The 13,541-nt window shown below is 64.1% G+C and carries 12 protein-coding genes; 6 read left to right on the forward strand and 6 right to left on the reverse strand.

What is annotated here, in order from left to right; translation table 11 throughout:
• Positions 1 to 116: 116 nt before the first annotated feature.
• From YUU_RS0113225 to YUU_RS50830, 4 genes are all read right to left on the reverse strand, one after another.
• Positions 117 to 620 (reverse strand): DUF1993 family protein, encoded by a 504-nt coding sequence (locus YUU_RS0113225; protein ID WP_027522797.1) that lies wholly within the window; start codon positions 618 to 620, stop codon positions 117 to 119.
• Between the two features lie 106 nt (positions 621 to 726).
• Complete coding sequence (locus YUU_RS0113230) at positions 727 to 2,025, reverse strand: lytic murein transglycosylase (RefSeq protein ID WP_027522798.1); 1,299 nt, start codon at positions 2,023 to 2,025, stop codon at positions 727 to 729.
• Between the two features lie 80 nt (positions 2,026 to 2,105).
• A complete protein-coding gene (locus tag YUU_RS0113235) occupies positions 2,106 to 4,040 on the reverse strand; it encodes a glycosyltransferase (protein WP_027522799.1) in 1,935 nt (644 codons plus the stop codon).
• Positions 4,037 to 5,308: an HlyD family secretion protein gene (locus YUU_RS50830; RefSeq protein WP_371260484.1), complete on the reverse strand. Its 1,272-nt coding sequence runs from the start codon at positions 5,306 to 5,308 to the stop codon at positions 4,037 to 4,039. Before YUU_RS50830 ends, YUU_RS0113235 begins: the two co-directional genes overlap by 4 nt.
• A 399-nt stretch (positions 5,309 to 5,707) precedes the next feature.
• On the opposite strand from YUU_RS50830, the gene htpX reads away from it, so the two are divergent.
• Entirely contained in the window at positions 5,708 to 6,643 is a 936-nt protein-coding gene (gene htpX / locus YUU_RS0113245) for a zinc metalloprotease HtpX (RefSeq protein ID WP_027522800.1), read from the forward strand.
• Between the two features lie 568 nt (positions 6,644 to 7,211).
• Positions 7,212 to 7,853: a tetratricopeptide repeat protein gene (locus tag YUU_RS0113255; RefSeq protein WP_027522801.1), complete on the forward strand. Its 642-nt coding sequence runs from the start codon at positions 7,212 to 7,214 to the stop codon at positions 7,851 to 7,853.
• Between the two features lie 196 nt (positions 7,854 to 8,049).
• Here the strand turns inward: YUU_RS0113255 and YUU_RS0113260 are convergent, their stop codons facing one another.
• Positions 8,050 to 8,412 (reverse strand): hypothetical protein, encoded by a 363-nt coding sequence (locus tag YUU_RS0113260; RefSeq protein ID WP_027522802.1) that lies wholly within the window; start codon positions 8,410 to 8,412, stop codon positions 8,050 to 8,052.
• A gap of 193 nt (positions 8,413 to 8,605) precedes the next feature.
• Here YUU_RS0113260 and YUU_RS60205 point away from each other — a divergent pair, with 193 nt between their 5' ends.
• Positions 8,606 to 8,899 carry an antibiotic biosynthesis monooxygenase gene (locus tag YUU_RS60205; protein ID WP_027522803.1) on the forward strand — a complete coding sequence of 98 codons (294 nt, stop codon included), beginning with the start codon at positions 8,606 to 8,608 and terminating at the stop codon, positions 8,897 to 8,899.
• 193 nt (positions 8,900 to 9,092) lie between these two features.
• On the opposite strand, the gene YUU_RS0113270 is transcribed toward YUU_RS60205, so the two are convergent.
• Complete coding sequence (locus tag YUU_RS0113270) at positions 9,093 to 10,538, reverse strand: short-chain fatty acyl-CoA regulator family protein (RefSeq protein ID WP_027522804.1); 1,446 nt, start codon at positions 10,536 to 10,538, stop codon at positions 9,093 to 9,095.
• Positions 10,539 to 10,771: 233 nt separating this feature from the next.
• Between YUU_RS0113270 and YUU_RS0113275 the strand changes: the two genes are divergently transcribed.
• The 3 genes from YUU_RS0113275 to YUU_RS0113285 all read left to right on the forward strand — a co-directional run bounded on the left by YUU_RS0113275 (position 10,772) and on the right by YUU_RS0113285 (position 13,471).
• Positions 10,772 to 12,409, forward strand: coding sequence for an isocitrate lyase (locus YUU_RS0113275; RefSeq protein WP_027522805.1), 1,638 nt, complete (start codon positions 10,772 to 10,774; stop codon positions 12,407 to 12,409).
• A gap of 24 nt (positions 12,410 to 12,433) precedes the next feature.
• Complete coding sequence (locus YUU_RS0113280; protein WP_027522806.1) at positions 12,434 to 12,646, forward strand: hypothetical protein; 213 nt, start codon at positions 12,434 to 12,436, stop codon at positions 12,644 to 12,646.
• A 270-nt stretch (positions 12,647 to 12,916) separates the two neighbouring features.
• A complete protein-coding gene (locus YUU_RS0113285) occupies positions 12,917 to 13,471 on the forward strand; it encodes a hypothetical protein (RefSeq protein WP_027522807.1) in 555 nt (184 codons plus the stop codon).
• Positions 13,472 to 13,541 lie beyond the last annotated feature (70 nt).

Here is a 13,541-nt window from a genome sequence, read left to right on the forward strand (position 1 = left end):
TGCAGGTGAGCTGCGCGACGGGACGGCGGGGAAGCTGAAAGAGGATCGTTTTTCTTCAATGTCATCCGCGGCAGCGGAGTTGATCTCCGTGCCGCGGAAAATATGGATCACAAATCTCAGGTCATGCCGAGGAAATCGCGCTTGCCGATCTCGACACCGTTGTGACGCAGAATCCCGTGCGCGGTCGCGGCATGGAAATAGAAGTTCGGCAGCGAGACCGAGCTGAAGAATTGCTGCCCCTTCAATGTAACGGTCCGGTCGGGGCCGGCCGGGAATGTGACGTCCTTGGCATCGGCGCCCTCGAACTGCTCGGACTTGAACGACTTCACGAAGTCGATCGTCTTTGCCAGCCGCTGCTTCAATTCCGCGAACGTCGTCTCGGTGTCCGGCATCGACGGCAGCTCCGTGTGCGTGAGCCGTGCACAGCCCTTGGCTGCGAAGTCGCTGACGAGCTGGATTTGCTTGCTGAACGGCAGCATGTCCGGGAAGAGCCGAGATCCGATCAGCACGCTTGGCTCGATCTTCCTGGCCGCGCAATGGGCCTCCGCCTTGGTGAGCAGGCCGGTCAGGCTGTTCAGCATCTGCAAATAGGCGGGGACGACGGCGTCATAAAAGGACATGTGATGCTCTCTTCTCGTTGGGATGTCAGGAGGTATCCTGGTCCCAAGAGATGGGAGCACCGCAGGAAAATACAATCGCCGAAGTGGCGTTCGCGGGTTAAAAATTCTACCGCACGATCGCTTGCGGCTGCGCCTGCGCGGTGCCGCCGCGCATGCGCGCGAGCAGTTCCGCCGTCGGCCAGGAATCCGCGGGCAGGCCGTACTTGATCTGCATCGCCTTCACCGCGCTGCGGCTCTGCTGGCCCAGCACGCCGTCGACCTTGCCGACGTTGAAGCCTGCGCGCACCAGCAGCTGCTGCAACTCCTTCAGCTCGTTGAACGGCAGTTGCGCCACCGGCTGCGCCGGCTTGCGCATGGGAGCTGCGCCCGCAATGCGCGAGGCGAGGTAACCGGCGGTGGTGGAATAGATCAGCGAATTATTCCACTCAGTGTAGGCCGCGAAATTCGGATAGGCCATGAAGGCCGGCCCCGACCGCCCCATCGGCAGGAGCACGGAGGCGGCGAGATTGTCGTTCGGCAGCGGCCGGCCGTCGGGGTAGGTCACGCCCAGCTGCGCCCATTTCGAGCGCGGCTGCTGCACCGAGAGATCAGTCTGCTCCCAGGGCAAATTTGCGGGCACCTTGATCTCTTCCAGCCACGGCTCGCCGCGCCGCCATTTCAATCCGTTGGCGATATAGTTCGCGGTCGAGCCGATCACGTCGGGCCCGCTGCGGAGCAGATCGCGCCGGCCGTCGCCGTCATAGTCGACGGCGTAGTTGACGTAATGCGTCGGCAGAAATTGCGTCTGTCCGAGCTCGCCGGCCCAGGAGCCGATCATCTCGGCAGGGCTGAGATCGCCGCGGTCGATCACCTTGAGCGCCGCGATGGTTTCGCCCACGAACATCTCCGAGCGTCGGCAGTCATAGGCCAGCGACACCAGCGATTTCAGCGTCGGCAGATTGCCCATGTTGGCGCCGAAATCGCTCTCCAGCCCCCAGAATGCGGCGATCACCGCCGGCGGCACACCGTATTCCTTCTCGGCGCGCGCGAACGCCGCCGCGTATTGCTTGATGTGCTGCTGGCCGTTCTGCATGCGATAGGTCGCGGCCATGCGGCCGGCGAATTCGGTGAAGAGCTGGCCGAACACGCGCTGGCCGCGGTCGCGGTTGACGATGCCCTGGTCGTAGACGAGGTAGGGCGAGGCCTCGCTGATCGCGCGCTGCGACACGCCCGCGGCGATGGCCTGCTGTTTCACCTCAGTGAGGAAGCGGTCGAAGCTCGCGCCATTGTGGCACGAGGCTGCGCGCGGCGCGGTCGGCCGCGGCGCGGCCTGTGGTTTTACGGGCGGCGGCAGCAACTGGGCGGAAGCGGTGGCGGAGAGTGCGAGCAGTGTGACGGCCGCGATCGCGAATCGGGTCTGGAGCATAGGGTTTCCGGCAGCGGGAAGGGCGGGAGGAATCTCCCGAAGTTTAGGTGAAGAACCGGCCTCACGCCACCCCGTTGCCGCTAGCCGAACAACCGCAGCATCAGGGCTTTCCCGACTGGCAGCGCCTTGATGCCGCGATAGGCGCGCACATATTCGCCGGCATAGAACGCCCGGACCGCGTGCACGCGCGTGTCCATGCCCTCTTCGAACCGCACGGCAAAGCCGTTCGTGGTCCGCCGCACCACGGTAGCCGCGATGGAACGGCCATAGATCTGGCATTCGATCGCGCTGCCGATCGCAGGTGGGTCGGGATCGATCAGCCGCGCGCCGGTGATCGAGATATCGGCGAGCCGGACGAGGTGCGACTTGCCGCCCTGGCGCAACAGGATGGCCTCGTTGCGGACGAAGCGTTCGGCCTTGCGCTTGCGCGGCTGCTCGATGCAGACGAAGCAGACCACGGTGAGGATGAACGCGTTGTACAGGCTCCAGGCCAGCGCCAGCCCGCCATAGGCAATGCTCTCGCCGCGCAAATGCAGGATGAAGGCATAGGCGATCGCCGCGAGCGTGATCAGAAGCGCGGTGCCGTAGAGCCGCAGCAGCGGCCATTCGACGAATTTCTTGTCGCGGTCGCCGCCTTTGGCAGTGACCTTGAACTTGTGCCCCTTGGGCCTCAGCAGGCCCGTGGTGACGGCCTTCAGCACGGCGGGCGCCGCCACGAGCTGCGACACGTCTGCCATCATGGCAAGCGAACGGCCGTGCGACAGCCAGGCCATCGTCAGTCCATGCCAGACGTAGAATGGCAGGAAGAAATGCAAGAGCTCGGCGAGGTCCGCCTGCACCGCCTTGATGCCGAACAGCAGAAACAGCCAGGGCACGACCAGCCCGAACATCTTGGCGAAATAGACTGTCGTCCAGCTCATGAAGGCGTCGACCAGCGACAGCCGGTCGATAAGCGGGAGCTTCGATGTCTGCGACAGCGGACTACTGCGGCCGCGCACGATCTGCATGAAGCCGAGACACCAGCGGCCGCGCTGGGTGATGTATTCCTTCAGGCCCTCCGGCGCGAGCCCGATGGTCAGGCGCTCATTGAGATAGACGGTCTTGAGGCCGCGCTCCTTCAGGCGCAGGGTAACGAGATAATCCTCGGTCACCGAGTCGGTCGGGAATCCGCCGATCTGCATCAGCCCGGAATAGCGGATCAGGGACGAAGTCCCGCAGCAGAACGCGACGCCCCAAGCATCCTTGGCCGGCATCAGGATGTCGAAGAAGAACCGCTGCTCGTCGGGCCACACGTCAGACGCGGCGAGGTTGGTCTGGATCGGATCGGGATTTATGAAATGCTGCGGCGTCTGCACCACGCCGACGGATGCATCGTCCATCAAGCTGATGGTCCGCGCGAGAAAATCCGGACGCGGCACGAAGTCCGCATCGAGGACGGCGATGAAGTCCGGCCGTTCCGGCAGCCCGCCGACATACTTGAGTGCGTGGTTGATGTTGCCCGCCTTGGCATGGCGGTTGTCGGGACGCGTGAGGTAGTGGCAGCCGAGTTCGCTCGCGAGGTGCCGCAGCCACAGCCGGCGTCCGTCGTCGAGCACCCAGACGCGGTAATTGCCGTACTCCATTCCGGTCGCGCCGATGATCGTGCGCTCGAGGATCGATCGCTCCTCGTTGTAGGTGCAGATGAAGACGTCGATCAGCGGCGCCTTCGGATCGGTGGCGCGGCCGTCGACCTCCGTGGTGCGTCTGGTGGTGCGGCTGAGGAACAGAAGCGACAATGCGACCGCGACCAGCGAAGCCGCTTCCGCCAGCATGAAGGGATAGCCGAAGAAAAAATCCGCCGTCAGGCCCGGTGGAGGCAGGGTCTTGGTGACGCGCCAGTAGAAGTAGCGCAGCAGGAGGACGAACGACACGCCGGTCAAAAGCGAGCGCGCCAGCGTGTTGTCACGCCTGAGAAGTGGCACCATCGCCATGAAGGCGCCGAGCGCGAGAAAGCCGGGCGCCAGTGCCGCCATCATGGCGTGGTCTCGTTCCGGCCAAAGACGACCCGCCCGGTTCGGCCGACAGTGCAGTCGTGAGCGGCGGCATCGGCCGGTGCGACCGTGACGCGATAGGGCTCCTTGTTCAGCGCATCGGGATTGATGGCGAGATTGGCGGGCGCACCGGCGGAACCTGTCAGATTGACGACGGTGCCGGAGATCGGCTCGCCGCCGTCATTCGGCTCGAAGGTGGCGTGGTCGCCGAGCCGCAGCCGGTTATAGACGCTCTCCGTGACGTTGGCGGTGACGACGGCGCCGCTGCAATCGAGCACCTTGAGCAGCGGCTGGCCTGCCTGCACATCCTCGCCCGGCGAGGTCATCATCTCCCAGACGCGGCCTGCGACCGGCGTCTTGATGTTGGCTTCGGAGAGGTCTGTGAAGCGGATCTCCTCCGTGATGATCTCGTTCGCAAGCCAGGCGATCTCCGTGTCGATACGCATCAGATCGGCTTCCAGGTCCTTGGCGCGCTGGCGCATCTCCTCCTCGCGCTGCACCGAGCTTGGCCGGTCGTTGTAGCTGTCGCCGAGGAACGAGCCGCTTTGCGCCGCGGTCAGCTCGACCTTGGCCGCATCCAGTCGCTTGCGCGCGCCGAGCTCGGTCTGCTGCGCAACCGAAAGCTCACGCGTCAGCCGCGCGAGCTCGACCGTGGAGATGTTGCCGGATTTCGCCAGCGATGAGGCGCGATCCACCGCTGCGCTCGCTTCCTCGCGCCGCGCCGCCGCTGCCTCGATCGAGGTCTGGATCTCGGCGATGCGTGCCTCGAGCTGCAGGACGCGTCCATTCTTGAACTGCTCGGCCTGCCGCGCGAGGTCCTGCTGTGCTGCCTGTGCCGTCGCCAGCTTGGCCGCGAGAGACGGTCGCTCGTTTTCCAGCCGCGATTTCTGCCGCCGAAGGTCATCGAGTCGCGTACGATCACTGCGCGGGTTGACCACCCGCAGCACGACCGCGTCGGCGTCAAGCCGAGCCCGATCCTTGATGGGATCGGAGGCTGCGACGATGCGTCCACCGATCGGCGCACGCAGGGTGACGAGGCGGGAGTTCAGCACGGCTTCGACGCTGGAGTTCTGCAGCATGGCGCGCAGCGGCAGCCAGCCGAACACGGCAATCACGGCAAGGCCGGCTGCGATCTTCAAGCCCCGCCACAAATACGGCCAGCGTGACGCCGGTTCCGCGGCCTCCATCCGGGCAGCGGGTTCCTGCGGATGTTCCTCGTCGGCAAATAGGCGTTCCTGCAGCGCCTGCTGCAAGCTCCTGGCATCCGAACTCCTTGCATCCGAACTCCTGGCTTCGGGGGCACTTTCTGCCTCGCGCGCGGGGGTCGGGGATGTATCACTGGCGGAAATTGCTCGAGACCGGTCCATCATGAACAGTCACCTTGCTGACTGGTGGCAATGGAACCGAGTAATGCCCAGGCAGGCCTGGGGTGCCCGGTTGTCCTCGATTAAGCGGCGGCTGCCTTTCTAACGGGTAAACTTCGGCGTGGGGTTTGGTGCAAATGCGCCGTAAGGTTTATGAGTGCCGAATTTTCCTCGCCAACACCCGCCGCGGCTCTCCGACGCAGCGGCCTGTCTTGCGGCGCGACGGCGTCGCCATACTTTGATTGCGCCGGCTGAAGGCTTGGCCACGGCCGGCTCACGGAGGCGGCCATGAACTATCTTCGCACGGCAATTCTCCTCGCAGGCCTCACCGCCCTGTTCATGGGCGTCGGCTATCTCATCGGCGGCGCCACTGGGGCCATGATCGCGCTGGTCATCGCGGCGGCGACCAATCTCTTCACCTACTGGAACTCCGACCGCATGGTGCTCTCGATGTACGGAGCCCATGAGGTCGACCGCGCCAGCGCGCCGGAACTCGTCGGTCTCGTCGCCGAGCTTGCGGGCCGTGCCGGGCTACCGATGCCGCGCGTGTTTGTGATGGACGAGCCGCAGCCCAACGCGTTCGCCACGGGTCGCAATCCGCAGAATGCCGCGGTTGCCGTCACTGCCGGCTTGATGCATCAGCTCAGCCGCGAGGAGCTCGCCGGCGTGATCGCGCACGAGCTTGCGCACGTCAAAAACCACGACACGCTGCTCATGACCATCACCGCGACGGTCGCGGGCGCGATCTCGATGCTGGCACAGTTCGGCATGTTCTTCGGCGGCCATCGCAACAGTAATTCCGGCCCCGGCATCGTCGCCTCGATCCTGATGATGATCGTGGCGCCGCTCGCTGCAATGCTGGTGCAGATGGCGATCAGCCGCACCCGCGAATATGCCGCCGACGATCTCGGCGGCCGCATCGTCGGCCAGCCGATGTGGCTCGCATCCGCGCTTGTCAAGATCGAGAATGCCGCACATCAGGTGCCGAACTTCGACGCGGAGCGCAATCCTGCGACGGCGCACATGTTCATCATCAATCCGCTGTCGGGGCACGGCGTCGACAGTCTCTTCGCTACCCATCCCTCGACGCAGAACCGCATCGACGCGCTGCAGCAGCTCGCGGCCGAGCTCGGCGCGAACGGGGCGCCATCGCTCGGCGCCAACGAAAACTATCCGCCGCAAAGTCCATGGGGCCGCTCGTCCAGGCGCGGACCGTGGGGATGAGACCAGTTGGCTCAGCCGTCGCAGATGTGCCGTGATGGCGTCACAATTGATGCGGGAAACCAGCCATTCAACCTCGCATTGGTGACGGTGTTCGAGCTCTGCGTCCGCGATTTACGCTTATCCTTGTCCCAAAAGACTCTTGCGCTTTGTCGCGCATTGATTCACACCAATGCGACTCGCCTTTTTCGGCGAGTCGCAGGCCGGACGGCTTGCCGGGTGTGACAATTGTTTAAACGTAATTGCCGGAGGTGCGCATGTTGCACATGAACCGGTCCGTGCGGGATGAGGCAGCTTCGCACGAGAGTTTTCTGGTCAATGCGGAAGGCGCGCTCCTTCTGACGTCCTTCGCACTTGCTGCAATCGGCTGGTGTTGTCTGCTGGCAATGTGGCTGACGAGGGCGCTTTCTTGGGCGTCTGACTGGGCGACCTGAGGCCGGCACAACCGAGATTGTGGTCGGCTTTGTGAGCTGGCGCACACAAGATCGTCTCCGCCGGTGCTAACACCGGCCCAGACCTCAAGCGTCTGAAAGGGGATGCGTGGCCGGCCTGTTGCCGGCGACGGCTGACGATGACCAGATTAGCTGCGCCATTGTTGATCGTGTCGGGCATTCTCGTCGGATTGTCGTTGCACACCGTCGTCAATTGCGGCGATGCTAACGAGCCCGACGTCTGCTCGGCCGTGATCGGCTTCAGCCCGTTCCGCGGCTCGCTGATCGCGTTCGCCTATGAGGGGCGCGGCCGCATCGCGCTGCGGCACGGCGACGCCAAACGGGCGATCGTCGATTTCGACCAGGCCATTCATCTCAACCCGAACCGCGCCGCCACCTTCCGCGACCGCGGCCTGGCCCACCGGCAGAACGGCGAACTGGATCTGGCGGTCGCCGACTACGACCAGGCAATCGCGCTCGATCCGAAGCTTGCGGCGTCGTATTCCGAGCGGGGGCTCGCCCTTGCGGCCAGGGGCGATCTCCAGCGCGCAATCCTGAGCTACAACACCGCCATCCGCCTCGCGCCCAATGATCCGGACGCGCGCGTCAATCGCGCCCTCGCGTTCCTCGCGAGCGGACGGACGGACGATGCCCGCGCCGATTTCGAAGCCGTCCTCGCGCTGCCGGAGCGCCCCGACGGCGCCGCCCATCAGCTCGCCCGCACCAAGCTCGGCGAGCTGGGCGAACCAAGGCCGACCAACATCTCTGCGCCGCTGCGGTGAGTTTTTTGTGCCGCCTCGGCAGTGCACCCTCTCCCCTTGCGGGAGAGGGTGGCTTCGATGCGCAGCATCGAAGCCGGGTGAGGGGTCTGTCTCCGCGTATTCGACTGCGTGAGATTCATTCGCGGAGACAACCCCTCATCCGGCGCTTCGCGCCACCTTCTCCCGGAAGGGGAGAAGGGAAGGCAGCGAGTGTGCCTTACGCCTTCTTTTTCTTCTTCGCGGATTTCTTCTTGGCCACCGGCTGCTCCTTTGCCGGCTTCTTCTCCGCCGCCTGCTGCTTCTCAACCGTCTCGGCGGCCGCACTGGCTGCGAAGCGCATCGACCTAGCGTAGCTGTCGGCGACGTTGTCGGCGGACATCTGGAGGCGCTTGGCCGCAGTGCTGGCCTGCTCCATGGTGTTCTTCGCGATCAGCTTGTAGCGCTCGCGGGCGTCCTTGCCCTTGGCCTTGGCCGCGAGGGTATTTAAGCGATCCCGCCGTTCCTTGGCGCGGGCCATCAGGCCCGTGTGGAGCTGTCTTGCCAGTTGCCGGATCACGACATCCAGGTCGGCGTCCGCCATGTCTTTTGTCCCCTTCGTAACGGTCACGATTGTTGCGCGCGGACTATGCAGATGCCGCATCCGCTTGGCAATGTGAAGGGGCAGGAGGATCGCTTGCACAACTTCGCGCGAGGGCGTGGATCGGCCACGCGCTTCGGCGTAACATCGCCGCAGGGCACCAGGCCCCACATCAGCGAGCCGGAAGGAGGACCCCATGTATGCCGCCATCCGTCAGGCCAAGGCGAAAAGCGGGAGCGCGGAGGAGCTGGCGCGCCGCATCAAGGAAGGCGCCGTTCCGATCATCAGCGATGTCGATGGCTTCCGCGCCTATTACGTGGTCTATGCCGGCGACGACACGGTGACCGCGATCTCCATCTTCGACAAGTTCGAGCAGGCGGAGGAGGCGAACCGGCGCGCGATCGCCTGGATCGAGAAGGATCTGGGCCCGCTACTCGCGGGCCACGCCAGTGCCGCCGCGGGGCCGGTGATCGTGCATACGCTGGCGTAGGAAACGGTCACTGCGCTCCCGCCCCAATGTCGTCCTGGCGAAAGCCAGGACCCATTCCCCCAGGGAGTAGTTTTGCGACAATTGTCCGCCACCTTTGTTCACAGCGAACGCCGGTGGTAATGGGTCCTGGCTTTCGCCAGGACGACCACCAAAAATGTGTCTCGTGCAAACTGCAACAAATGCAGCCGCCGCTTCACAACTCCCGCGCATTCGAGAACGCGAAACTCGACACCCGCCTTGTCGTCTCATCCAAAATAAGCGTGCGCGTGATCGGCGGCTCGGCGCGCTGGGCGCAGTTTTCGCGTTCGCAGAGGCGGCAGTTGACGCCGATCGGCGTGCCCTCGGCCTTCTCAAGATCCATGCCGGCGGCGTAGACGAGGCGCGAAGCGTGGCGGATCTCGCAGCCCAGACCAATGGCAAAGCGCGGCTGCGGCAGAGGGTGGGGCGCGACGGGCCGGCGCACCATCTGCGCGATCGAGAAGTAGCGCGTGCCGTCGGGGAGCTCGATGACCTGCTTCAGAAGCCGGTCCGGCGTGTCGAAGGTCGAATGCACGTTCCACAGGGGGCAAGTGCCGCCGAACTTCGAGAACGGGAAGGTGCCGGAGGAGAAGCGTTTTGAGACGTTGCCGGCATTGTCGACGCGGAGCAGGAAGAACGGGATGCCGCGTGCGTTCGGCCTCTGCAGGGTGGTGAGGCGATGGCAGACCTGCTCGAAGCCGGAATTGAAGCGCTGCGCCAGCACGTGGATGTCGTAGTTCAGCGCGTCCGCTGCGGCCAGGAATGGCTGGTAGGGCATCATCACGCTAGCTGCGAAATAATTCCCGAGCGTAATGCGGAACAGGCGTCGCGGCGCATCGTCCAGCGGCCCGGCGCGGCCGATGATGGTTTCGAGATGCTGGGTGCATTCGCCGAGCCCGAGCTGGAACGCAAGCTGGAACGCGCGGCCGGGCGGATCGACGAGCTCGGAGATCAGGAGCTGGCGGCGATGGCGGTCGAAGCGCCGCAAGGTCTCGCGCATCACGTCGACCGGCATGATGCGGGTCTGAACCGAATGCTTTTCGCGCAAGCGCGTCACGAGGGCGGCATAGAGCCCTTCGGCCGGCACGTTCAGTTCGTCGCGCAGGGCTTCGGCGGCCTGCTCGAGCTCTGGAAAATAATTGCGGTTGGCCTCGATCAGTTCGCGCACGCGCTCGACCGGATTGGCCTCATAGCGCGTGCCGACGTCGCGGTCGGCCATCTGCGCCGCGGCCAGCGTCTCGCCCTGGCGCGCCTCGGTATAGGCGGCATAGAGCCGTTGCAGCGCATGGGTGACGCCGGGACAGAGCTCGGCGAGGTCGCGCAGCTCCTGCTTGGGGACGTCGATCTGGCGGAACAGCGGATCGGAAAAGATCTCGTTCAGCTCGGCGAAGAAGCGGTCCTCGTCGGCGGTCGCAAGATCCCGCAGGTCGAGATCGTAGGTCTCGGCCAGCCGCAGCAGGATCTGGGCGGTCACCGGGCGCTGGTTGCGCTCGATCAGGTTGATGTAGCTCGGTGAGATCCCGAGCCCCTCGGCGATCTGGGTCTGCGACAGCCCCAATTGCTGCCGGATCCGCCGGAAGCGCGGGCCGACGAACAGTTTCTTCCCGGAATCGGTGGCCATCAGCGCTTCTCCAGAGCCGGTAGGGACAGATTCGCTGACCCATATTTTTTACAAACTTTACAAAATAACAACCGTGACATGTTCTTATGTTACATGACATCACCATTCAAATACAAGCCTACTATACGAGCTAGGGATTCTCGCGTTTAGCTCTCACCACGCATTTCGCAATGCACTGTCAAAAATGTCGACAACCAACACTGCAGTTTGTCGCGAGCCAAGGGATCACGGATATGAATTTCCAACCGCGTGAGATGAGCGACCGGGCGCTCCAGGGTCCGGCTTCCTATCAGAGCGAGATCGAGGCGGCCGAAGCGCTCCTCAAGACCAAGGAGACCTGGAACGGCGTTACCGCTGAAGCCGTGGCGCGCATGCGCCTGCAGAACCGCTTCAAGACCGGCCTGGATGTTGCCCGCTACACCGCGGCGCTGATGCGTGCCGACATGGCCGCCTATGACGCTGATAGCACCAAGTACACCCAGTCGCTCGGCTGCTGGCACGGCTTCATCGCCCAGCAGAAGCTGATCTCGGTCAAGAAGCACTTCGGCAACACCGATCGCCGCTACCTCTATCTCTCCGGCTGGATGATCGCGGCGCTGCGCTCCGAGTTCGGGCCGCTGCCGGATCAGTCGATGCACGAGAAGACCTCGGTGCCGGCCCTGATCGAGGAGCTCTACACCTTCCTGCGTCAGGCCGACTCCCGCGAGCTCAACGACATCTTCCGCAGCCTCGACAAGGCGCGCAAGGAAGGCGACAAGACCAGGGAGAAGGAGCTGATCGAGAAGATCGACAACTTCCGGACCCATGTCGTGCCGGTCATCGCCGACATCGACGCCGGCTTCGGCAACGCCGAGGCGACCTATCTGCTCGCCAAGAAGATGATCGAAGCGGGCGCCTGCGCTCTTCAGATCGAGAACCAGGTCTCCGACGAGAAGCAGTGCGGACACCAGGATGGCAAGGTCACCGTGCCGCACGAGGTCTTCCTGGCGAAGATCCGCGCCTGCCGTCACGCCTTCCTCGAGCTCGGCGTCGAAGACGGCATCATCGTGACCCGTACCGACTCGCTCGGCGCAGGCCTCACGCAGCAGATCGCCGTCAGCCACAAGCCCGGCGACATCGGCGATCAGTACAACAGCTTCCTCGATTGCGAGGAAGTGACGGCGGCGAACGCCCGCAACGGCGATGTCATCATCAACCAGAACGGCAAGATGATGCGTCCGAAGCGGCTGCCCTCCAACCTCTATCAGTTCCGTCCCGGCACCGGTGCAGATCGCTGCGTGCTCGACTGCATCACCTCGCTGCAGAACGGCGCTGACCTGTTGTGGATCGAGACCGAGAAGCCGCATATCGAGCAGATCGCCAGCATGGTGGACCGGATCCGCAAGGTGGTTCCGAACGCGAAGCTGGCCTACAACAACTCGCCGTCCTTCAACTGGACGCTCAACTTCCGTTGGCAGGTCTACGATGCGATGAAGGAAGCCGGCAACGATGTCAGCAAGTACAACCGTGCGGAGCTGATGAAGGCGGAATACGACGACACGCCGCTGGCGATCGAAGCCGACGAGCGGATCCGGACCTTCCAGGCCGACTCCGCCAAGCGCGCCGGCATCTTCCACCATCTGATCACGCTGCCGACCTATCACACGGCCGCGCTGTCCACCGACAATCTCGCCAGGGAATATTTCGGCGAGCAGGGCATGCTAGGCTATGTGAAGAACGTCCAGCGCGCCGAGATCCGTCAGGGTATCGCCTGCGTGAAGCATCAGAACATGGCGGGCTCCGACATCGGCGACGATCACAAGGAGTACTTCGCCGGCGAGGCTGCCCTGAAGGCGGGCGGCGCGCACAACACGATGAACCAGTTCGGCTAACGGTGGAATTGAGGAGGACTGACAATGAGCAAAGGCAGCAATTTCTGGGTGATCGGCGGCGAGTTCGGTTCGATGAACTTCCACAAGCTCGTGGAAGGCTCGGCCCAGGTCAAAGGCCCCTTCAAGTCCCGCAAGGAGGCCGAAGACTGCTGGCGTGAAGTGTCGGAAGAGAACCGCCACAAGGCCGGCGTCCGCTTCTCCATCGTGGAAGAGCCGCACCGCGCTCCGGCAGCCTAGAGCATGATCCGGACCCGGAGGGCCGCGTTAGCGCAAAGTGTGCAGCGGTTCTCCGGAAGATCATGCTCAAAACAATAACGGCTTCTGACGGCCCAAAATCGAAGAAGACGTCCAAGGACGGACGATCCCATCCAGGCTTTGCCTGGGTGGGATCGTCTGTTTTTGGACAGGGAAAACTGACCCCCGGGGCCTTAAGTATCTGGAATTGTACGGCCTTTGCGGCGATCATGGTTGCTGATAGGTTAACGGACCTCGTCCAGGAGCCGAACCATGTCCGAGCCCGAGATCGCCGGGACCCATGCCCCTCAACCGCGCACCGTGCGGCTGCGCGATGCGCTTCTGAAGGCGCGGATCGAGGCCGCCGACCGGACCGGCGTCGTGGTCGACCTGCGCGATGCCGAGGTGGCGCGGCTGGAGATCCTCAACGACGCGCTCGATCCCCTGTTCGCTCAGGTCCCGGAGCAGATCGACCTGTTCGACCGCGGCGTCAGCCAGGGCGAAACGCCGCGGCTGTGGATCGACGTCGTCGCCCACATCATGATGGGACGCGACAAGCGGATGTACCGCTTCGTCCAGGACACCCGCTTCGGCCGTATCGTGCTCGCCGAGTCGCACGACACGGCCGTGATCGTCGAGGCGGTGACGGATTACGTCGCGCGCCGCATGATCGAGCGCGAGCACGCGATGGTCGTGCCGCCCGAGCCGAAGGCGGCGGAGCCGGAGAAGCCGCGTCGCTCCCGCATCTGGCCCTTCGTTTTCGGCTTCGTCCTCGGCGCCGCCGCCCTGTTCGGCCTCGCCTTGCTTGCGGCGTTGCAGAGCTGGTGAAGACCTCGTCATTGCGAGCGCAGCGAAGCAATCCAGGAATGTTTCCGCGGAGGGATTCTGGATTGCTTCG

The organism is Bradyrhizobium sp. Ec3.3 (assembly GCF_000472925.1).
Lineage (GTDB): Bacteria > Pseudomonadota > Alphaproteobacteria > Rhizobiales > Xanthobacteraceae > Bradyrhizobium.